Genomic DNA, 19,701 nt, shown 5'->3' with positions numbered 1-19,701 from the left:
CCATTTCTTCGGAAGAGTTCTGAAAACATGACTGACACGCCTGGCAAGCAGCTTCTTCACCTGGTTTTCGGCGGCGAGCTCGAAAACCTTGAGTCCGTCGATTTCAAGGATCTCTCCAACCTCGACATCGTCGGGATCTTCCCGAACTACGCGACCGCTCACGCTGCCTGGAAGGCCAAGGCGCAGGCCACGGTGGACAATGCGCAGATGCGCTACTTCATCGTACACCTGCACCGCCTGCTGGAGCCGCAGGCTTAAAAGCCTCAAGGCCACGATGGGTCTCGTCAAACGCATCACGCGCTCGCGACCGGTTCAGGAGACCCTGGGTCTCCTGGTCGCGGGCTATCTCAAGTTCGTGCAGCGCACGAACCGGTTCGTCATGGAACCGGCGGATGCCTATGACCGGATCGCCCCCCAGATGCCCGTGATCGCCGCCATGTGGCACGGGCAGCATTTCATGATTCATTTCGCCAAGCGTCCCCAGGATCGCGCGGCAAGCCTCGTCTCCCGGTCCGGCGACGGGGAGTTCAACGCCATTGCGCTCCGCCATCTCGGCATCCGCGCCATTCGCGGCTCAGGCGCGCGTGGCCGCGACATCCGCAAGAAAGGCGGCGTCCAGGCCATGCGCGGTATGCTCAAGGCGCTCGCGGACGGCGAGATGGTCGTCATGACCGCCGACATCCCGAAGATCTCGCGGGTCTGCGGCCAGGGCATCGTGACCCTCGCGCAGATGTCCGGCCGTCCCATCGTGCCGGTTGCCGTGGTCACGAGCCGTCGCGTCGACTTCAACAGCTGGGACAAGGCCAGCATCGGCCTGCCCTTCGGGCGTGGCGCGATGGTGCTGGGCGAGCCGGTCCATGTCCCGCGCGACGCGGATGCGCAGGCGCTCGAAACCTTCCGCCAGCAGGTGGAGCGGGAACTCGACGCCATTCATGAGCGGGCTTACACCCTCGTGGGATCGCGAGACCCCGGCGCGAAAGCCTCCCCAGCCCTTGCAGGAGGAACGCGCCCATGAGCACACCGATCCTGTTCAAGGCCTATCGGACTACCACAGCCCTGCTCGAACCGGCCGTGCTCGGGCTTCTCCTGTGGCGGCAACGCAAAGGGCGCGAGGAGCGCTCGCGCCTGGGCGAGCGCCAGGGCTATCCCAGCCGTCAGAGGCCCAAGGGCCACCTGATCTGGGTGCATGGCGCGAGCATCGGCGAGACCCTGTCCCTGCTTCCCGTGGTCGAGCGCCTGACCCAGCGCGGGCTCGCGGTGCTCGTGACCTCCGGCACGCGCACCTCCGCCTCGCTCATCTCGCGCCGCCTGCCTCCCGGGGCCGTGCACCAATTCGTGCCCCTCGACGTGCCACGCTATGTGCGCCGCTTCCTCGATCACTGGCAGCCTGATCTTGCCCTCATCGCGGAATCCGAAATCTGGCCGAACACGATCATGGCTCTCGACGAGCGCCACATCCCTCTCGTGATGGTCAACGGGCGGATGTCGGATCGCTCGTTCCAGCGCTGGCAGAAGCTTCCCGGGGTCATCAGGAGCCTGCTCGAACGCTTTGCCCTTTGCCTTGCCCAAACCCAGGATGATGCGGCGCGGCTCGCCCGTCTCGGCGCGCCGCGCGTCGTGGTGACCGGCAACCTTAAATTCGATGCGGCCCCGCCCCCCTCAGATCCGCGCGTGGTAGCGCATCTCTCCGGCCTCATCGCAGGCCGCCCCGTCTGGCTCGCGGCCAGCACCCATGCGGGCGAGGAAGGCGTGATCGTCGCGGTGCATCGCGCGCTCGCCAAGCGGCACCCAAATCTGCTCACCATCATCGCGCCGCGTCATCCTCATCGCGGCCCTGAGGTTGCAGCCATCGTCGCGCAGGCAGGATTGCGCGCCAGTCGCCGCTCGGAGGGCATTCACCCTGATCGTGCGACCGATGTTTATGTGGCAGATACAGTGGGCGAGATGGGGCTGTTCTATCGCCTCTCACCCATCGTGGTCATGGGTGGATCGCTGGTGGCCCACGGCGGGCAGAATCCCATCGAGCCGGCCAAGCTCGGGGCAGCGATCCTGCACGGACCTCACGTTCACAATTTCGAAGATGTCTATGCTGCCATCGATCTCGCGCGTGGCGCGCTGATGGTGAAGGACTCGACGGCGCTCGCCCGCGCCGTCAGCGAGCTTCTCACGAATACCGCTTTGACGCGCGACATGTCCCGCGCTGCCGGAGAAGCTGTGCAATCGCTCGGCGGCGCCGTGGAGCGCACCATGCAATCCATCGAGCCCTTCATCGTGCAGGCGAAGATCGGAGCGCGACGGTGATGCGCGCGCCGGGCTTCTGGTGGCAGAAACATTCTTCTCTTCTGGCCCACGCTCTGCGCCCTGTCAGCTCGATCTACGGCACCATCGCCGGTCGTCGGATGCGGCAGGCCGGAGAGCGCGCCGCTCTTCCCATCATCTGCATCGGCAATTTCACGGCAGGAGGCGCAGGCAAGACTCCTACGGCACTCGCCGTTGCGGAGATCCTGGACGAGGCCGGCGAGAGCCCCGCCTTTCTGTCGCGCGGCTACGGCGGCACCCTACGCGGTCCCATACAGGTGCAGACGCAGCACAAGGCACTCGAAGTCGGCGATGAGCCCATGCTCCTGGCCGCCATGGCTCCCGCGATCATATCCGTAGACCGCCCGGCTGGCGCGCGTCTGGCCCATGAAATCGGCGCCACTGTGCTGATCATGGACGACGGCCTACAGAATCCGTCCCTCAGGAAAGACTGCGCGATTGCCGTCGTCGATGGAGCAATCGGCATCGGAAACGGATTGCCCCTGCCTGCAGGCCCATTGCGCGCGCCTATGGACGCGCAATGGCCTGCGGTCGATGCTGTTCTCATCATTGGTCAGGGTGAGGCGGGAGAAGCCGTCGCACGGCAGGCAGAACGCTGGGGCAAGCGTATTCTCAAGGGCAGGCTTGCTCCAGACCAGATGCTGACCGAGAAGCTGCAGGGCCAGAGGGTTCTCGCCTTCGCAGGCATCGGACGACCGGAAAAGTTCTTCAACACTTTGCGTGCCTGCGGCGCCATCGTCGAAGAGACACGCGCATTTCCCGATCATCACCCCTACAATCGAAGCGATCTCGATAAGCTCCGCAAGATCGCGGAGGCGCGGGGCCTTCAGGCGGTCACAACGGAAAAAGATTTCGTTCGCATCGCCAGCATGAACGGCCCGGGCGTCTGGGGAGATCTGATGGTTCTGCCCGTCCGTCTTGAACTGGACGACGAGATGGCTTTGCGCAACTTCATTCTGCGCAAGATCAGCGACAGACGCTTGCGGCGTCCTTAGACCGGCGTTTCTATTGATCGACGCCGGAAGGCTTCGCGCCGTTGATGCGCATCATCACTGCCTCCGGCGAGGCATAAGCCTCCTGCAGCTCCACGCTCCAATACTTCAACTCGTCGAGCGGGATCTCCGCGCCCGTGACAGCGCAGCGCACGTAAGCACCGGGTTTGAGGACCCGAAGGTTGCTGTCGAGATATTGCACGACGGCTTCGCCGCCGCTGCGCTCAAGCTTGTTCATCATGCAGGCCAACAGAGTACTGGATGCACCTTATAAGGGTGCAGGCGGCGGCTTTTTCAATGCGAGATCAGAATAATGCGCCCTGCTCTTCCACCACGACGAGCTTGGGCTTTACGGGCTTCGGCCGGGAGCCGATGCGTCCGCCGGTGGCATCGACCTTGCCGTCCGCGAACTCGAGCACGAGCGGCTGGCCGTCGAGCACGGCATCCGCCGAGCGCAGGGGCAGGCCATCCGCATCGCGTACGAGGGCGAAACCGCGCTTGAGCACCGACTTGTAGTTCAGGCTGTCGAAGAGTTTCGACACGGCCTCGAGTCGATCCGCCTTGCGTGCAAGCTGCCCCTTCAACGCCGGAACCAGGCGCTCGGCCACGCGCTGCGTGAGTTCGGTCGATTGCGCAAGGCGCGTGCGCTCCGCGCGCAAAAGCGTCTCGCGGGATACCACGAGACGACGATCGAGCTGCTTCAGCGTCTCTTCACGCAGTGTCACCAAGCGGCACACCGCGTTGTAGGGCCGCGAGCCCACCGCATCGAGCTTGGCGCGCATCCGTGCCACGTTTGCCACCGGCGAGACATGCGCGAGCTGGCGAGCGACCTTGAGCAGGCGCTCCTCATGCCCGCGCGCATTGCGCGCCAGTGCCGGATAGAGCCTCGTCGCAGCAAGATCGAGCCGTTGCCGCTTGGGCGAGAACAATGCCTCCGGCGTCGGCAGCGCACGGGCCGTGGCGCGCAGGTCCGAGCGGCGGCGCTCGATGAGGCGCAGCATCGTCTCCGTATGACGCCGGGAGAGATCGTTGACGCCGGCCATCAACTCGACACGGACCGGCACCACCATCTCGGCAGCGCCCGTCGGCGTCGGCGCGCGCATGTCGGCGGCGTAGTCGATGAGCGTGGTATCGGTTTCGTGTCCCACCGCCGAGACGAGAGGAATGTCGCTCTCGGCGGCCGCGCGCACCACGACCTCTTCGTTGAATCCCCACAGATCCTCGATGGAGCCGCCGCCGCGAGCGACGATGAGCACATCGGGACGGGGTATCTTTCCACCAGGCTGAAGAGCATTGAAGCCCCTGATGGCGGCCGCGACTTCCGCCGCGCTGGTTTCGCCCTGCACGCGCACCGGCCAGACCAGCACGTGGCGGGGGAAGCGGTCCTCAAGCCGGTGAAGGATATCGCGGATCACGGCACCCGTGGGCGAAGTGACGACGCCGACCACGCCCGGCAGGAACGGCAGGCGGCGCTTGCGCTCGGCCGCGAACAGGCCCTCGGCCGTGAGCTTGCGGCGTCGCTCCTCGAGGAGCGCCATGAGCGCGCCGATGCCGGCCGGCTCCAGGCTGTCGACGACGATCTGGTATTTGGACGAACCCGGAAAGGTGGTGATGCGCCCGGTGGCGATGACCTCCATCCCCTCCTCGGGGCGGATCTTGAGTTTGGCGAAGGCCCCCTTCCAGATCACTGCATCGATGCGGGCGTTCTGGTCCTTGATGCAGAAATAGGCATGGCCCGAGGAATGGGGCCCGCGGTAGCCCGACACCTCGCCCCGGAGGCGCACGAAACCGAAGGCATCCTCAAGGGTGCGCTTGAGAGCGCCCGCGAGATCCGAGACCGACCATTCGTGGGCGTTGGAGGGAGCTTTTTCTGCGAACATGAGGAGAACCTAATCGCTCCGCCCCCTCCCTGCCAAGGCCGGAGCGTGGAACCGGAGTGGGCAATCCGCAGCGAAATTTTCTTTGTCCACTGCCTGAACGCCGCAGGAGCCCGAACGCCCCAAGCTAGTCCGCTTCCTGGGCCAGCTTCATCTCCCGCGAGAGCCAGGAGGCAACCCGCCTTTCGGGCGCGGGCAGTTCCGCCGCGCTGACGAGGTAATAGGCAAACCGCACCGGCATGGCAGCGCCTTGGCCGATGCGAACCAGCCTGCCGCTCGCAAGATCATCGGCTGCGAGGATTCGAGGAGCGAGAGCGATGCCGTGCCCTTCCACGGCAGCCTGCAAGGCCAGATGGGCGTAGTTGAAGGCGGCCGCAGAGCGACCGTGCCATGCGAAGCCATGATGAGAGAACCAATCCGCCCATCCGCATCCGCTGCCGTCCCTCTCGGCGACTGTGTCGACGAGCAAGGGAAGCCGGCCCCACTCCCCGGCTCGTTCAGGATCGCCGAAACTGCGAGCCGCTGAATGCGCTGCCAGAAAGCCCGGGCTGCAAACCGGGAATGCCGCCTCCTCGCTCAGGAGCATGCTTTTCAGGCCAGGATAACGCCCGCTGCCGAAACGAAGGCCAAGATCGGCCTCGGTGCCGAGTTCCAGCATTCGGTCATCGACGAGAAGCATGATGGGGACGGAACCGCTTTCCTCGGTCATCCGCTCTAGCCGAGGCAGCAGCCAGCAGGTCGCAAGGGAGTTCGTGACTGTCAGGCGAAGGACGGACTGGTCTCCCTGCCTGTCGTGCTCGAGCTGCTCGAAGCCTCTCTCGAACTCCTCCAAGCCCCGGCTGACGGCACGCGCCAGAATTTCTCCCTGATGCGTCAGAGCGAGAGTGCGGGGCAGCCGGCGGAAGAGAGCCGTATTCAGCTTGGCCTCGAGATTCTGGATTCTCTGGCTCACGGCCCCTTGCGTGAGCCCCAGCTCCGTGGCCGCCATGGTGAAGCTCAGGTTCCTCGCGGCGGCTTCAAAGATACGGAGGCTTTCCAGGGGGATATTACGGCGCATGGGGCGACCCTATTAGGGCCGCTAATGGTTCGCAACGAAATCTAGGTTGAAAGAGCTTCCCTAAAGGAATTTGAAAGAAGGGCGAGCTGATCGGCTCGACCTCGGACGCTCCACAACCTAGGCCTGCATATGTTGAACGGAACCTATAGCTTTTTTGTCCTGATCCTGGCGACGATGGGGATAATGAGCGCCTTCGGCTATTCTCTGGGCCTCAGGCTTCTCCATGCCAAGCAACCGGCGCGGCCTCGCAAGAAGCAGCAGGCGGACCCCTTAGACTGGCGTAGGAAGATTCTTGCCGAGATTTGACAGAGCTCCTTGGACAGCTTCCCTGAAGCCCTATCAGAAACCGTCCTGCGCATTTTCGGGGTAGGCGAAAGTTCCCTGAGCGGCTAAGAGCCCGAACGTTCTCACGAAGGGCTCACAACCATGAATATCCTTCTCATCGGTTCGGGCGGCCGCGAGCATGCCCTGGCGCGCTCCCTGTCAGCCAGCCCCCTCTGCCAGCGCCTTTTCATTGCTCCAGGCAATCCGGGCACGGCGCAGCATGGCACCAATGTGGCCCTGAACGTAGCCGATCATCAGGCCGTGATCGATTTCTGCCGGGTGATGACCATCGGCTTTGTCGTCGTTGGCCCTGAAGCGCCCCTCGTGGCCGGTCTCGTGGACGATCTGACGGCGGCTGGCATCAAGGCCTTCGGCCCCAGCAAGGCCGCTGCCCAGCTCGAAGGCTCGAAGGCCTTCACCAAGGACCTCTGCGCCGAGTTCAATATTCCAACCGCAGCCTACCGGCGCTTTACGGATGCGGAGACTGCAAAGACTTATGTGCGGAATTACGGCGTTCCCATCGTGGTGAAGGCGGACGGCCTTGCCGCCGGCAAGGGTGTCGTGGTCGCCATGTCCTTCGAGGAGGCAGAAGCCGCCATCGACATGATGATCGGCGGCGGGTTGGGCGCCGCCGGAGCCGAAGTCGTGATCGAGGCTTTTCTCGAAGGAGAGGAAGCGAGCTTCTTCGCGTTGTGCGACGGTGCCAATGCAATCCCCTTCGGCACGGCGCAGGACCACAAGCGCGTTTTCGATGGCGACCAGGGCCCCAATACCGGCGGCATGGGCGCTTATTCCCCGGCAGCAATTCTCACACCGCAATTGCAGGCGCGTGTGATGCTCGAGATCATCGAGCCCACGTTGAAGGGAATGGCCGCGCGCGGCACGCCCTACAAGGGCATTCTCTATGCCGGCCTCATGCTCACCAAGGCCGGACCGCAACTGATCGAATACAACGCCCGTCTCGGCGACCCCGAAACGCAGGTGCTGTTGCCGCGCCTGAATTCCGATCTCGTCGAAGCGCTGCTTGCAGCCGCTGAGGGCAAACTGAACAGCGTTTCGCTCAGCTGGTCCGACAAGGCCGCTCTCACTGTCGTCATGGCAGCAAAAGGTTATCCTGGGTCGGTTGAAAAAGGCTCCGAGATCCGCGGCATTGAAAAGGCGGAAGCTCTCGATGACGTTATCGTCTTTCAGGCGGGCACCAAGCAGGATTCCGACAAGATCGTCGCCAATGGTGGACGTGTGCTGAACGTCACTGCGCTCGGCCAATCGATCACGAATGCGCAGGCGAAGGCCTATGAGGCCGTCGCCAGGATCGACTGGCCGGACGGTTTCTGCCGCAGCGATATCGGATGGCGCGCAGTGGAGCGTGAGCGGGGCTGACAAATGCCGCAAATCCCCTAGGTTCAGAAGTACTCTTCCTGCAACCACTAAGCGGCCCCTCCATGAGCAGCGACCTCTTTCCCGGATTCGAAAGCCACTGGATCGATACGGATATCGGGCGCATCTTCGCGCGCTCGAAGGGCGACGGTCCGCCATTGGTGCTGCTGCACGGATTTCCGCAAACCCATGCCATGTGGCACCGCTTGGCACCGACGCTCGCAGAGACGCACAAGGTCGTTTGCATGGATCTGCGAGGCTATGGGTGGTCCACAGCGCCGAAGGGCGATGCCAAGCACGAAACGTATTCGAAACGCGCCATGGGCCAGGACGTCATCCGCGTGATGGAGGCTCTCGGCCACGTGCGCTTTGCGGTGGTAGGCCATGACCGCGGCGCACGCGTAGGCTATCGCCTTGCCCTCGATCATCCAGGCCGCGTCGAGCGCCTTGCCCTGCTCGACATCCTGCCGACCTATCACGTGTGGGAGCAGATGCGCTCAGGCAATATTCCCGAAGCGCATTGGGGGTATCTCTCGCAACCTGCGCCGAAACCGGAAGAGGAAATCGTCCGAGATCCCATTCGCTATTTCGAGGGACTGATGAAAGCCTGGTCTGCAGCAGGCGACCTCGAGGCCTTCGATCCCCGCGCTCTCGAGGCCTACTGGCAGAGCTGCAACGAGCCGACGCGCATCCATGCCTTCTGCGAGGATTACCGGGCTGGAGCAACGCGCGACATCGAAGCCGATGAGGCGGATCTGGCCGCTGGCAAGACGATCCAATGCCCGACTTACCTGATCTGGAGCGACTTCGAATTCGTCAGCGGCCCTGTCGGAGACCGCAAGCAGCCCCTGGAGATCTGGCACAAGAGTTTTGCGCCCAAGGCGCGCGGCACTGGTGTGACCTCAGGCCATTTCGTGGCGGAAGAAAACCCGAGCGCGACGCTGGAAGCCCTGCAAGCATTTCTGGGATAAAGCCATTCGTAGCGCTTTAGCCAATCATCCCTGACTTGCCGCAGCGCGCGGACTGCTCCCTCGCTTCCTGCGCTGCCATTATCTCTTGCGCTCGAGGAAACCCGCACTCAACCGGCACGTTCACAAGTGCAGCCGGGGTTCCTCTTCATGCCTAACTCTCCTTCAGACACGTCATCGGCTCCAGACGACGCTTCCACTGAGAACATTCCTCTCATTGCGGAAGAACTTCACTTGGACAAGCGCATGGTCACGACTGGAAAAGTTCGTGTCCGCACCGTTGTCGATGTCGTGGAAGAATTTGCCAAGGCCTCGCTTGACGAAGAAACCGTCGAGATAACCCGTGTGCCCATCGATCGTGTCGTCGATCGCGCCCCGGACATCCGTACGGAAGCCGACGTGACAATCGTTCCGATCCTCGAAGAAGTCCTCGTGGTGGAGAAACGACTTGTCCTGAAGGAGGAATTGCACATTCGCAAGCGCACCAGCACTGAAGAGGTCGAGCTTCCAGTTCAGCGACGCAAACAACGCGCCGTTGTTGAGCGCGTTCCCGCGGACGAAGCCGAAAAGAGCAGAAAGACCTGAATTCCATCGAATGCCCGGCTGGGGCGGAACGAAGCCGTCAAGCAGCAATTGGTACGGCGTGAGTCTGTTGCCAGACAGTCCTTTCAGAAGCGTGGCAACAGTTTTGTTTCTAGACGAGTGAAACATCTGACGACCGCGCCATCACGTATGGGCGGTTTGGAGATTCAACAATGGCCAAGACTGTGACCTGCCTTTTCGAAAGCGAAGCTCAAGCCTCTTCCATTGTCCGCCAGCTGGAAGAAGCCGGTGTCTCCCAGGGCAGCATCTGCCTCTTCAGCAACACCGGAAGCAACCGCTTCTGGGAAGGAGCAGGCCGCTTTGACGAAAATCGGGACGCCTCGGACAATGATCGGGTCGAGCATTATCTGAGAGACAACGGAGTGCCGAGCGATGACGCCTACGCCTATGCTGAAGGTGTGCGCCGTGGCCATGCACTGGTCGCCGTCCGTTGCGAGGACGATGAAGTCGATCGCGTGGTCGACATTCTGGACAACGACAATGTCCTCGATATCGATGAGCGGCAGGATGCCTGGAGATCTGAAGGCTGGAGCGGATACGGTTCTGGCGTTGCGGATCTCGGCGCCAGCCCCACGACCTCGGCAGGCATGCTAGGCAGAGCCGGTCTGACGGGCGACGGCAGCATGCGCGCACGCGACAGCCTGCAAACCGACAGCGAACTGTCCTCATCGGACCGCATGTATGCCGATGATGACCTGCAGGCCTCTCGTCGGCAGACCGGTGACGAAGTGATCCCGGTCGCAGAGGAAGAGTTGCACGTCGGCAAGCGCGAAGTTGGCCACGGCCGCGTTCGCATTCGGTCTCATGTTGTCGAGCGCCCGGTGCAGGAGCAGGTCACCCTCCGCGAGGAGCATGTCCAAGTCGAGCGCCGCCCGGTCGAAGGCAGCATGCGTGCCGGAACTGTCGGTGACAGCAACGATCTCTTCCGCGAACGCACCATCGAGATGGAGGAGCGCGCCGAAGAGGCTGTGGTCAACAAGGAAGCCCGCGTCGTCGAGGAAGTCGTCGTGCGCAAGGACGTCGACCAGCGGACCGAGACGGTCTCCGATACGGTGCGCAAGACCGAAGTCGAAGTAGATGACGAGCGCAGGACCCCCATCTCCAAAACGGGCACGACCGACACCGAGCGCTAAAATCTCGCCATCTGAGTGCAGCCTGCCCGGAGCGATCTGCTCCGGGCAGCTCATGCAATGTTCTCAACGCTTGCCTTCGAAGAAGTCCTTCAGCAGGGCCGCCGCTTCGCTCTCACGGATGCCGCCATAGACCTCCGGCGCATGGTGGCAGGTGGGCTGATCGAAGAAGCGCACTCCATTGTCCACTGCCCCGCCCTTCGGATCGTGGGCGGCATAATAAACCCGCCTGATGCGGGCAAACGAGATCGCGCCCGCGCACATGGTGCAGGGCTCGAGCGTCACATAGAGGTCGCAGCCGGGGAGCCGCTCGTCGTCCAGCGCCTCGCAGGCGCGGCGGATGGCCAGCATTTCCGCATGGGCAGATGGGTCGCGGAACTCCCGGGGGCGGTTGCCGGCGCTGGCGACGATGCGGCCATCCTTCACGATCACGGCCCCGACCGGCACCTCCCCCCGCGCCGCTGCGGCACGGGCTTCCTCGAAGGCCACGCTCATGGGATCCAGATTGGGATCCACCTTAGCCGGATCGGATGGATTGTGGTCGGCGTTGTTCATGTCACTCGCTTCTGTTCCCTTCCTCTGCTATCAGGCTCCTATGACCGACAGCAACGACGATAATCGCAAGGGCCGTTCCTCGGGACGCTCCGACCGTGGCCGCACCTCCGGTGACCGGCCCTTCCGCAAATCCCGCGAAGGCGGCGAGCGCCCCTTCCGCGCCCGGGGAGATGACGACCGCCCCCGCAAGCCGCGCGCCGCGGGTGACAAGCCTTTCCGCAGCCGGGACAACGATGAGCGTCCCCGCCGCCCCAGGCCCGAGGGTGACAAGCCGTTCCGTGCCCGCCGCGAGGATGGGGACCGCCCCTTCCGTGAGCGTTCCGAACGAGGCGACAAGCCGTTCCGCCCGCGTCGCGAGGACGGTGACAGGCCGTTCCGTGGCCGCGGCGGCGATGAGCGGCCCCGCCGCCTCGACCGTTCCGCCGAGGACCGTTCGCGCGAGGAGCGCCCCGAGGCCGCCGTTGTAACTCCTCAGGAGCCGACGGAGGAGCGCATTGCCAAGGTCATCGCCCGCGCGGGCGTCGCTTCCCGTCGCGATGTGGAGGCGATGATCGCGGAAGGCCGTGTGACCCTCAACGGCAAGGTTCTCGAGAGCCCCGCCATCAACGTGACGGCTGCCGACAGCATTGCGGTGGATGGCGAACCTCTGCCTACCAAGGAGCGTACGCGCCTGTGGCTTTACCACAAGCCGCGCGGTCTCGTGACCACGGCCCGCGATCCGGAAGGCCGCCCGACGGTATTCGAGAACCTGCCCGAGGATCTGCCCCGTGTGGTGGCGGTGGGCCGGCTCGACATCAACACGGAAGGCCTGCTGCTGCTTACCAATGACGGCGGCCTCGCACGCGTGATCGCCCATCCCGATACGGGCTGGCTGCGGCGCTACAAGGTCCGCGCGCATGGCGACATCACGCAGGCCGATCTCGACGGGCTTCGCAACGGCATCACCATCGACGGCATCGAATACGGTCCCGTCGAAGCCCGGCTCGACCGGGTGCAGGGCGACAACGTGTGGATCACGATGGGCCTGCGCGAAGGCAAGAACCGCGAGATCAAGCGCATTCTCGAACATCTCGGCATGCAGGTGAACCGCCTGATCCGCATGTCCTTCGGCCCGTTCCAGCTCGGCGATCTCGAGCAGGGCCTCGCCGAGGAAGTGAAGACGAAGATCCTGAAGGATCAGCTTGGCGCAGCCCTGGCTTCCGAAGCGGGCGTCGACTTCGAGAGCCCCGTGCGCGAGCCCATCGCGCCTTTCGGCTCGTCGAAGAAGGATCGTGACGATCGCGAGGAGCGCCCTGCCCGCTTCAGCCGTGATCGCGATGAGCGTCCGCGCTCGCGCGGCGGCGACGACAAGCCGTTTCGTGCGCGGGGCCAGGAACGTTTCGGCAAGGATCGTTTCGAGCGCGATGAGGAAGAGCCGAAGAAGCGTCCTTCGCGTCTCGACGTGAAGAAGAGCGTGTGGCGCGCAGGTGAAACCGACGAGGATGCTCCGCGCAAGAAAGTTCCGCGTCGTGGTGCAGACCCGCGCGAGGCGCGCGCTGCAACTGCCGAGCGCAAACGCGAGCGCATCGGCGCAATCTCTTCGTCTGAAGGCCGCAAGGTCGTGGTGGAGCGCCTCGTGCGCCAGCCGCAAGAGGAAGAGGCTCCTGCGCCGCGCAGGGGACGTGGCTTCGGCGATGATCGTCCGCGCCGCCGCGACGACCGCGATGCAGCGCCCGCCCGTCGTGGCCGTGAAGGCGGCGAAGGCCGCCCCCGTCGTGACGAAGGCGAGCGTCCGCGCCGCCCGGCAGGCGACCGGCCCTTCCGTTCGCGCGAAGGCGGAGAGGACCGCCCGCGCGCTCGCCAAGGAGATCGTCCCTTCCGCGCTCGCAGCGAGGGGGGCGATGAGCGTCCGCGCCGTGGTCCCCCGCGGGGCGACGGACCTTCGCGCGGCGGGCCGCGTGGTGGCGGCGGTGGCTTCAAGGGAGGCCCCCGCGGTGGATCTAAGGGCGGCTTCAAAGGCGGTTCGAAGGGCGGCTCCAAAGGCGGCCCGCGCGGCCGCCGTTGATGAGGACTAAACGATGAGAATTGTGGGCGGGCGCTGGCGCGGCCGCTCGCTCAAGGGGCCGAACTCGGACGCCATCCGCCCGACATCGGACCGCCTGCGCGAGACGCTCTTCAACATTCTGCAACACGGCTACGACGATCCCATTGAGGGCGCGCGCGTGCTCGACCTGTTCGCCGGGACCGGCGCGCTTGGCCTCGAAGCATTGTCGCGCGGCGCCGCCTTCGCGCTCTTCGTCGACGACGGCGCGCAGGCGCGCGGCATCATCCGCGAGAACGTGGAAGCCCTTGGCGCAGGCGGCGCCACCCGCCTCTTCCGCCGCGACGCCACCAAGATGGGCGAAGCCGCCCCCAACGCCCCCTTCTCCGTCGTGTTCTGCGATCCACCCTACGGCAAGGACCTCGCGCCTAAGGCCCTGCGCTCCTGCGCGGCAGGCGGCTGGCTCACGCCCGATGCGCTCGTGATCGTTGAGGAAGCGCAGGGCGTAGAAGTGACGCTGCCGGAAGGTTTCGAAGAGATCGAGCGGCGGGATTACGGAGAGACGAAGGTGGTGTTCGGGCGCTATAGGGCATAACCATTCGCGGCAAACCTAATTCCTATCAAAGCCGCATTTGCCCCAGCGTCACCCTCCCGCTATACCGCCCTTTCCTGTTCCCTCCTGCATGAAAGGCCCGTCATGAAAGCCGTTCTCTTCGAGCAATTCGGTCAGCCGCCTCGCGTGCAGAACGTGCCGGATCCGACGCCGTCCACGGATGGTGTAGTGATCAAGGTGGAGGCGACGGGATTGTGCCGGAGCGATTGGCACGGATGGATGGGGCATGATCCGGATGTGGTGCTGCCGCATGTGCCGGGACATGAATTGGCAGGCACTGTTCTTGCTACCGGCAAACAAGTCACACGTTGGAAGAAGGGCGACCGAGTCACGGTGCCTTTCGTCGGCGGATGTGGGCATTGCCATGAGTGCAATTCCGGCAATCATCAGGTCTGTGAGCAGCAGTTCCAGCCGGGCTTCACGGCCTGGGGCTCGTTCGCGGAATACGTGGCTGTCGATTACGCGGACACGAATCTCGTCGCGCTCCCTGAGAGCCTCGATTTCGAGACGGCTGCGAGCCTCGGCTGCCGCTTTGTCACGTCGTTCCGCGCCATCGTCGATCAGGGACGCGTGGGGCCTGGAGACTGGGTGGCCGTGCATGGCTGCGGCGGCGTCGGATTGTCGGCCATCATGATTGCTGCATCCATGGGCGCGAATGTTGTCGCCATTGATCTCACGGAGGAGAAGCTGGCCTTCGCCAGGCAGATGGGCGCGGTGGCCACGATCAATGCGCGCGAGGTCGCGGATGTGGTCGAGGCTGTGCGCGAGATCACGAAGGGCGGCGCGCATGTGTCCATCGATGCGCTCGGAAGCCCTGTCACCTGCTTCAATTCGATTGCAAACCTTCGCCGCCGCGGACGTCACGTACAGGTCGGCCTTATGCTCGGCGATCACTCGAGGCCGCAGATCCCGATGGATCGGGTGATCGGATGGGAGCTCGAAATTCTCGGCAGCCACGGCATGCAGGCGTTCCGCTATCAGGCCATGATGAACATGATTGAGACCGGAAAGCTTACGCCCGAGAAGCTCGTCGGCAAGAGGATCAGCCTTGAGGACGCTCCCGCCGCCCTCATGAACATGGACAGTTTCGAGAGCCTCGGCATCAGCGTGATCACGCAATTCTGAAACCATGCCGGCGTGGTTCAGCGAGAGCCGCGCCGGCATGCTCTAGGCTATCGTCTCGGCAGCACGTAGGCGATCACGTAATCGCCCGTCTTCGTGCCAAGCGAGCCATGTCCCCCTGCCACGACGAGCAGATATTGTCTCCCGTCCTCGCCCGTATAGGTCATCGGCGTTGATTGGCCGCCTGCGGGGAGCCGGTCCTCCCATAGCTGCTGGCCATTCGTCACGTCATAGGCGCGCACATAGTAATCTATCGTGCTGGAGAGGAAGGCGACGCCGCCAGCGGTCATGATCGGCCCGCCGAGATTGGGCACGCCGAGAGGCAGGGGCAGTGGAACGGGCGATGCATCGCGTGTCGTGCCGTTCTTGTGCTGCCAGATGGTTTTGCCTGTGGTGAGATCTGCGGCGGCCACATAGCCCCAGGGCGGAGCCTGGCATGGAATGCCGATTGGAGACGTGAAGGCATAGAGCTTCACGGCGAAAGGCGCACCGAAGTTCTCGTTGAGCGCAGGCAGGCTGCCCTCGGGCCGCTCTTCGCCCTGCACATAAAGCGTCTTGTCATCCTGGCGCGGAATGAGCTGGGAGACGAAGGCGAGATAAGTCGGTGTCGTGAATGCGATCTGACGCTGCGGATCGACTGCGATGCTTCCCCAGTTGAAGACACCGAAATTGCCGGGATAGACCAGCGTGCCCTGTAAGGATGGCGGCGTATAGCGCCCCTCATAACGCAACTGCTTGAACATGATGCGGCAGGCGAGCTGATCGAGCAGCGTCGCGCCCCACATGTCGCTCTCTTTCAGTGGCGGGGGATCGTAAGACAGGGCGGAAACCGGCTGTGTCGGCGTTACCCTGTCTCCCGGCGCGGCACCCTGCGGCACAGGCTTTTCGGTGACAGGCAGTACGGGCTGACCGGTGCGCCGGTCGAGCACGTAAATCTCGCCCTGCTTCGTCGGCTGCACGAGCGCGGGAACATCCTGTCCATTGACAGTCAGGTTGATCAGGCTCGGCTGCGAGGGAACGTCGTAATCCCATAGATCATGGTGCACAGTCTGGAAGACCCAGCGCAGCTGCCCCGTTGCAATGTCGAGCGCAACGACGGACGACGAGAAGCGGTCCACGTTCTCGCTGCGGTTGCCACCCCACTGATCGGGCGGCTGATTGCCGAGCGGAATATAAATCATGCCGAGTTCTTCATCGACGCTGGAAATGGACCAGCTGTTCGGCGAGTTCGGCACATAGGTTTCATTCGGCGCAATCGGCGTGGTGACATCGGGCCTTCCGGAATCCCAGTTCCACACGAGCGCACCGGTGTTCACGTCAAAGGCACGGATGACGCCCGATTGCTCACTGGTCGAGACATTGTCGAGCACCGTTCCCCCGACGATGATGAGACCGCGCGCGACGACAGGCGGCGACGTGGAGTAGTAAGCGCCGGGGTTCACGTTCGGCATGTTGCGCCACAGGTTGATCTGTCCTGTGCCGCCGCCGAAATTCGCGCACACGGCACCGTTGTCAGGATTGATGGCGATCAGGCGTCCATCGGCCGTAGGCATGAAGAGTTTCGCGTTGCATTCCGGCACCGTCTGCGCGCTCGATGCGGCGGCCACAGGCAGGTCGGGAACAGGCTGAGCCTGCGCCTCTTGGGGAGCCGTTGGGGTGGCCGGCGCGGTGGCGCCGTTTCCAGGATAATAGGAAACGCCACGGCAGGTCAGATGCTGGAGCGCAAGTTCTCCGCGCACTTTCGGCTCGTAGCGCCAGATCTGCTGTCCGGTGGTGGCATCGAGCGCGATCACATTCTGATAAGGTGTGCAGAGGAAAAGCCGGTTGCCAATCTTCAGCGGCGTGACTTGGAAGGTCGTCTCCACCGGGTCGCTTGGCTTCGATCTGGGAATGTCGCCGGTGCGGTAGGTCCAGGCGACTTCGAGATTGGCTACATTGGCCGGCGTGATCTGGTTCAACGGTGAATAGCGTTGGCCGTAACCTGTTCGCCCATATGCGTGCCATTCATCGGGAGGAACGCCGAGTGCATCGGAGGGAACCTGCGCACGCGCATCGGGTGCGGTGCCCTCGATCGTGCGAGGGTCCGTAAACCAAGACGCAATCGCCACTACGAGCGAGACGCCGAGGATTGAGCTCAAGGGCAACCCTGCACCGCTAAAAGCGGAGATGCGCGGCGGAATGGAGCGCTCGGCGGCATTTTGAGGCCCTGCTCTCAATGCGCGCCTGACCCAGGGCAACAGGAGAAAAAAGCCGATCAGGAACACCAAGCCGCCTCTCGCGCCGAGAGGCCACCAGTCGAGGCCGACCTCCCACAGCGCCCAGATCAGGGTGCTTGCGACGACAATTGCATAGACCCAAAGGGCAGCAGGCTGCGCGGTGACAAGCAAATAGGCTGTTAGCAGGAAGCCCAAGCCTGCGAGGAGATAGTACCAGGAGCCGCCCAAGGTGATCAGCCAAAGGCCGCCCGCTCCCAATGCCAGCCCCAGGAGTGCGATAATAATACCCGTTCCAAGCAGAACAGGGCTCCACGACAACTTGTGCATGACGGTCCTCCGACAGGCCTATCGGGTCTCCGCTAACGCTGGCTCATAGGAATTGTTCACTTGTAGCCAAGCTTATCTTCAAGATCTGAGCCGTCCTCGGACCTGGATTTGGTTCTGCCTCGACACAGCTATGTCCCGTGTGCCAGCCTGCCGTGCAGTGCATTCCCGGAGAACGCCATGGCCTATCAGCCCGCCCCTCATCGTTATGACGAGATGATCTACAACCGCTGTGGACGAAGCGGGTTGAAGCTGCCTGCGATCTCCATGGGGCTTTGGCACAATTTCGGCGAGGATAAATCGGCGGCCACCGCGCGCGAGATCTGCCGCACGGCCTTCGACCTGGGCATCACGCATTTCGATCTCGCCAACAATTACGGCCCTCCTCCCGGCTCGGCGGAAACCTTGTTCGGCGAGATCCTGCGTTCCGAGTTTCATGGACTACGCGATGAACTCGTGATCTCTACCAAGGCGGGCTATCGCATGTGGCCCGGACCTTATGGCGAATGGGGCAGCCGCAAGTATCTTCTGTCGAGCCTCGACCAGAGTCTCAAGCGCATGGGCGTCGATTATGTCGACATCTTCTATTCACATCGCTTCGATCCGGAGACGCCGCTGGAAGAGACCATGATGGCGCTCGATTCCGCCGTGCGTCAGGGCAAGGCGCTGTATGTCGGCCTCTCCTCCTACAACAGCCGTCGCACGCGCGAAGCACTTGCCATTCTGCGCGAGCTCAAGACACCCTGCATCATCCACCAGCCGAGCTATTCCATGCTCAATCGCTGGGTCGAGGAGGATGGCCTGCTGGATACGCTCGACGATCTAGGCTTGGGCTCCATCGTGTTCTCGCCATTGGCGCAGGGCATGCTGACCACGAAGTATCTCAACGGCATTCCCGAAGAGAGCCGTGCAGCTGCCAGCAAGTCTCTCAGAACGAGCTTCCTGAACGACGAGAACCTCTCACGCATCCGCAACCTCAATGCGATCGCGGAGCGGCGCGGGCAGACGCTCGCGCAGATGGCACTGGCCTGGGTGCTGCGCGGCGGGCGCGTGACGTCGGCCCTCATTGGCGCCAGCAGACCCGAGCAGGTCGTGGATTGCGTCGGCGCTCTCAAGAACCTCTCGTTCACCGCAGAGGAACTTGCCGAGATCGACAGTTATGCAATGGAAGGCAACCTGAACATCTGGGCTCAATCGGCAGAACGGGAAGGCCCGTCACGCGGGAAATAGCTCTACAGGCGAGATGCGACGCTGACAGGTATGCCGCGAGCAATCGAGTTGCTCACGGTCGAGGTTTCCTTCGCTTTTCTGATGAGTTCGTCGAGCCTCGCCTCCTTGTCGGCGGATTCGACTGCGATCTCGACTGTGGCGTCTGTCGCGCGAAGGGGATCGCCGTCAAAGGTCACTCTGACGTCCACAGCGACATGGGTCAGCGCGATGCCCATCTCGTGCGCCACATAATAGAGATCGTTGCAGAAGCAGCCGCCGATCGCCAATCCCAGCAACTGGCCGCCGTTGAAGCCGAGCCCCATGCCCCCGGCCTTGCCTTCAGGGCGATCGACGACGACGGAATGGCCACCCGCCCATCCGATGGAAGCCTCCGTGTCCGGTATGCCGCGTAGTCTGATGGCCATCGTCGTCATGAAAAACCTCCCGGGAAGACTACTTATCCTCAGCCATCTTCCCACATCTCTTCTGGATTAGCCGTTCGTAGTACTTGAGCGCATAGTTAACGTAAGGTTAAGACGCGAGTGCGGCGTTAATCATCAGTGGGTCAGGTCCATGAGTTCTTGCGACCAGATTGCCAATCGTAGGCAAGCCAAGCGCTTTCGTACCCAGCATCTGGCCAAGATCGTGCTCGGTCCCGATTCCATGATCTCCTGCAGAATCGAGGATATATCGGCAGGCGGCGCAAGGATCGCTCTAGAACACCAGATGACCGTGCCTGAGAGCTTCGAGCTTTTCATCGCAGCCCACGAGCTGCAGGTCCATCGCGCACATATGTGCTGGCGCCAACAGGGTTCCCTCGGCGTCTCGTTCACCCGTTCAACGGAGAACCCAGGACAAACGCGTGCTCTCCTGAACCGCATCGATCAGGATCGCACTTCGTTTCAGGACGAATATGAAAAATTGCGGGTCGAACTGGAGCGCGATGAGAAGCCGGATTCGCGCATTCTCGTTCTGAAAGGCTCGGCCTGAGGCAG

Annotated in this window: 19 protein-coding genes; 13 read left to right on the top strand and 6 right to left on the bottom strand. The window is 63.2% G+C overall.

Features of this window, described 5'->3' with window-relative positions; genetic code table 11:
- Positions 1-27: 27 nt before the first annotated feature.
- From BLP10_RS13190 to lpxK, 4 genes are read left to right on the top strand one after another with little or no spacing between them, the layout of a single operon-like run.
- Positions 28-258, top strand: a complete 231-nt coding sequence (locus BLP10_RS13190; RefSeq protein WP_091135221.1) for a DUF4170 domain-containing protein — start codon at positions 28-30, stop codon at positions 256-258.
- Between the two features lie 16 nt (positions 259-274).
- Positions 275-1,015 (top strand): lysophospholipid acyltransferase family protein, encoded by a 741-nt coding sequence (locus BLP10_RS13185; RefSeq protein ID WP_091135219.1) that lies wholly within the window; start codon positions 275-277, stop codon positions 1,013-1,015.
- Positions 1,012-2,301 carry a 3-deoxy-D-manno-octulosonic acid transferase gene (locus tag BLP10_RS13180; RefSeq protein WP_091135217.1) on the top strand — a complete coding sequence of 430 codons (1,290 nt, stop codon included), beginning with the start codon at positions 1,012-1,014 and terminating at the stop codon, positions 2,299-2,301. Before BLP10_RS13185 ends, BLP10_RS13180 begins: the two co-directional genes overlap by 4 nt.
- Positions 2,301-3,314, top strand: coding sequence for a tetraacyldisaccharide 4'-kinase (lpxK, locus tag BLP10_RS13175; protein ID WP_091135214.1), 1,014 nt, complete (start codon positions 2,301-2,303; stop codon positions 3,312-3,314). The genes BLP10_RS13180 and lpxK overlap by 1 nt, the downstream gene beginning before the upstream one ends.
- A 10-nt stretch (positions 3,315-3,324) precedes the next feature.
- On the opposite strand, the gene BLP10_RS13170 is transcribed toward lpxK, so the two are convergent.
- From BLP10_RS13170 to BLP10_RS13160, 3 genes are all read right to left on the bottom strand, one after another.
- Entirely contained in the window at positions 3,325-3,552 is a 228-nt protein-coding gene (locus tag BLP10_RS13170; RefSeq protein WP_091135212.1) for a DUF2093 domain-containing protein, read from the bottom strand.
- A gap of 64 nt (positions 3,553-3,616) precedes the next feature.
- The gene (xseA, locus tag BLP10_RS13165) at positions 3,617-5,191 is read right to left on the bottom strand and encodes an exodeoxyribonuclease VII large subunit (protein WP_091135210.1); all 1,575 of its coding nucleotides are present in this window, start codon (positions 5,189-5,191) and stop codon (positions 3,617-3,619) included.
- Positions 5,192-5,315: 124 nt separating this feature from the next.
- The gene (locus tag BLP10_RS13160; protein WP_091135208.1) at positions 5,316-6,245 is read right to left on the bottom strand and encodes a LysR substrate-binding domain-containing protein; all 930 of its coding nucleotides are present in this window, start codon (positions 6,243-6,245) and stop codon (positions 5,316-5,318) included.
- Between the two features lie 426 nt (positions 6,246-6,671).
- Here BLP10_RS13160 and purD point away from each other — a divergent pair, with 426 nt between their 5' ends.
- From purD to BLP10_RS13140, 4 genes are all read left to right on the top strand, one after another.
- A complete protein-coding gene (gene purD, locus BLP10_RS13155) occupies positions 6,672-7,949 on the top strand; it encodes a phosphoribosylamine--glycine ligase (protein ID WP_091135205.1) in 1,278 nt (425 codons plus the stop codon).
- A gap of 62 nt (positions 7,950-8,011) precedes the next feature.
- Positions 8,012-8,917, top strand: coding sequence for an alpha/beta fold hydrolase (locus BLP10_RS13150; protein WP_091135202.1), 906 nt, complete (start codon positions 8,012-8,014; stop codon positions 8,915-8,917).
- 147 nt (positions 8,918-9,064) lie between these two features.
- Positions 9,065-9,499, top strand: a complete 435-nt coding sequence (locus BLP10_RS13145) for a YsnF/AvaK domain-containing protein (protein ID WP_091135543.1) — start codon at positions 9,065-9,067, stop codon at positions 9,497-9,499.
- Between the two features lie 170 nt (positions 9,500-9,669).
- A complete protein-coding gene (locus BLP10_RS13140; RefSeq protein ID WP_091135200.1) occupies positions 9,670-10,650 on the top strand; it encodes a YsnF/AvaK domain-containing protein in 981 nt (326 codons plus the stop codon).
- A gap of 63 nt (positions 10,651-10,713) precedes the next feature.
- On the opposite strand, the gene BLP10_RS13135 is transcribed toward BLP10_RS13140, so the two are convergent.
- The gene (locus tag BLP10_RS13135) at positions 10,714-11,202 is read right to left on the bottom strand and encodes a nucleoside deaminase (RefSeq protein WP_091135198.1); all 489 of its coding nucleotides are present in this window, start codon (positions 11,200-11,202) and stop codon (positions 10,714-10,716) included.
- A gap of 40 nt (positions 11,203-11,242) precedes the next feature.
- Between BLP10_RS13135 and BLP10_RS13130 the strand changes: the two genes are divergently transcribed.
- The 3 genes from BLP10_RS13130 to BLP10_RS13120 all read left to right on the top strand — a co-directional run bounded on the left by BLP10_RS13130 (position 11,243) and on the right by BLP10_RS13120 (position 14,960).
- Positions 11,243-13,246 (top strand): pseudouridine synthase, encoded by a 2,004-nt coding sequence (locus tag BLP10_RS13130; protein ID WP_091135195.1) that lies wholly within the window; start codon positions 11,243-11,245, stop codon positions 13,244-13,246.
- Between the two features lie 13 nt (positions 13,247-13,259).
- Positions 13,260-13,817 (top strand): 16S rRNA (guanine(966)-N(2))-methyltransferase RsmD, encoded by a 558-nt coding sequence (gene rsmD / locus BLP10_RS13125; protein ID WP_091135193.1) that lies wholly within the window; start codon positions 13,260-13,262, stop codon positions 13,815-13,817.
- Positions 13,818-13,919: 102 nt separating this feature from the next.
- Positions 13,920-14,960: a zinc-dependent alcohol dehydrogenase family protein gene (locus BLP10_RS13120; RefSeq protein WP_091135191.1), complete on the top strand. Its 1,041-nt coding sequence runs from the start codon at positions 13,920-13,922 to the stop codon at positions 14,958-14,960.
- 47 nt (positions 14,961-15,007) lie between these two features.
- Here the strand turns inward: BLP10_RS13120 and BLP10_RS13115 are convergent, their stop codons facing one another.
- Positions 15,008-17,500, bottom strand: a complete 2,493-nt coding sequence (locus BLP10_RS13115; RefSeq protein ID WP_091135189.1) for a glucose/quinate/shikimate family membrane-bound PQQ-dependent dehydrogenase — start codon at positions 17,498-17,500, stop codon at positions 15,008-15,010.
- A gap of 177 nt (positions 17,501-17,677) precedes the next feature.
- On the opposite strand from BLP10_RS13115, the gene mgrA reads away from it, so the two are divergent.
- Entirely contained in the window at positions 17,678-18,727 is a 1,050-nt protein-coding gene (gene mgrA, locus BLP10_RS13110) for an L-glyceraldehyde 3-phosphate reductase (protein WP_091135187.1), read from the top strand.
- Positions 18,728-18,729: 2 nt separating this feature from the next.
- On the opposite strand, the gene BLP10_RS13105 is transcribed toward mgrA, so the two are convergent.
- Positions 18,730-19,140 (bottom strand): OsmC family protein, encoded by a 411-nt coding sequence (locus BLP10_RS13105; protein ID WP_091135185.1) that lies wholly within the window; start codon positions 19,138-19,140, stop codon positions 18,730-18,732.
- Positions 19,141-19,279: 139 nt separating this feature from the next.
- Between BLP10_RS13105 and BLP10_RS13100 the strand changes: the two genes are divergently transcribed.
- Complete coding sequence (locus tag BLP10_RS13100) at positions 19,280-19,696, top strand: PilZ domain-containing protein (RefSeq protein ID WP_091135183.1); 417 nt, start codon at positions 19,280-19,282, stop codon at positions 19,694-19,696.
- The last annotated feature ends 5 nt before the right edge of the window (positions 19,697-19,701 follow it).

Origin of the sequence: Microvirga guangxiensis (assembly GCF_900102135.1) — a bacterium.
Taxonomy (GTDB): Bacteria; Pseudomonadota; Alphaproteobacteria; order Rhizobiales; family Beijerinckiaceae; genus Microvirga; species Microvirga guangxiensis.
Note: the sequence above shows the minus strand (reverse complement) of the source record. Positions and strands in the feature narration are given on the sequence as shown.

Excerpts from the sequence above, each read along its gene's own strand:
- BLP10_RS13190 (WP_091135221.1), top strand. The coding sequence starts at position 28 with ATGACTGACACGCCTGGCAAGCAGCTTCTTCACCTGGTTTTCGGCGGC.
- BLP10_RS13185 (WP_091135219.1), top strand. The coding sequence starts at position 275 with ATGGGTCTCGTCAAACGCATCACGCGCTCGCGACCGGTTCAGGAGACC.
- BLP10_RS13180 (WP_091135217.1), top strand. The coding sequence starts at position 1,012 with ATGAGCACACCGATCCTGTTCAAGGCCTATCGGACTACCACAGCCCTG.
- lpxK (WP_091135214.1), top strand. The coding sequence starts at position 2,301 with ATGCGCGCGCCGGGCTTCTGGTGGCAGAAACATTCTTCTCTTCTGGCC.
- BLP10_RS13170 (WP_091135212.1), bottom strand. The coding sequence starts at position 3,552 with ATGATGAACAAGCTTGAGCGCAGCGGCGGCGAAGCCGTCGTGCAATAT.
- xseA (WP_091135210.1), bottom strand. The coding sequence starts at position 5,191 with ATGTTCGCAGAAAAAGCTCCCTCCAACGCCCACGAATGGTCGGTCTCG.
- BLP10_RS13160 (WP_091135208.1), bottom strand. The coding sequence starts at position 6,245 with ATGCGCCGTAATATCCCCCTGGAAAGCCTCCGTATCTTTGAAGCCGCC.
- purD (WP_091135205.1), top strand. The coding sequence starts at position 6,672 with ATGAATATCCTTCTCATCGGTTCGGGCGGCCGCGAGCATGCCCTGGCG.
- BLP10_RS13150 (WP_091135202.1), top strand. The coding sequence starts at position 8,012 with ATGAGCAGCGACCTCTTTCCCGGATTCGAAAGCCACTGGATCGATACG.
- BLP10_RS13145 (WP_091135543.1), top strand. The coding sequence starts at position 9,065 with ATGCCTAACTCTCCTTCAGACACGTCATCGGCTCCAGACGACGCTTCC.
- BLP10_RS13140 (WP_091135200.1), top strand. The coding sequence starts at position 9,670 with ATGGCCAAGACTGTGACCTGCCTTTTCGAAAGCGAAGCTCAAGCCTCT.
- BLP10_RS13135 (WP_091135198.1), bottom strand. The coding sequence starts at position 11,202 with ATGAACAACGCCGACCACAATCCATCCGATCCGGCTAAGGTGGATCCC.
- BLP10_RS13130 (WP_091135195.1), top strand. The coding sequence starts at position 11,243 with ATGACCGACAGCAACGACGATAATCGCAAGGGCCGTTCCTCGGGACGC.
- rsmD (WP_091135193.1), top strand. The coding sequence starts at position 13,260 with ATGAGAATTGTGGGCGGGCGCTGGCGCGGCCGCTCGCTCAAGGGGCCG.
- BLP10_RS13120 (WP_091135191.1), top strand. The coding sequence starts at position 13,920 with ATGAAAGCCGTTCTCTTCGAGCAATTCGGTCAGCCGCCTCGCGTGCAG.
- BLP10_RS13115 (WP_091135189.1), bottom strand. The coding sequence starts at position 17,500 with ATGCACAAGTTGTCGTGGAGCCCTGTTCTGCTTGGAACGGGTATTATT.
- mgrA (WP_091135187.1), top strand. The coding sequence starts at position 17,678 with ATGGCCTATCAGCCCGCCCCTCATCGTTATGACGAGATGATCTACAAC.
- BLP10_RS13105 (WP_091135185.1), bottom strand. The coding sequence starts at position 19,140 with ATGACGACGATGGCCATCAGACTACGCGGCATACCGGACACGGAGGCT.
- BLP10_RS13100 (WP_091135183.1), top strand. The coding sequence starts at position 19,280 with ATGAGTTCTTGCGACCAGATTGCCAATCGTAGGCAAGCCAAGCGCTTT.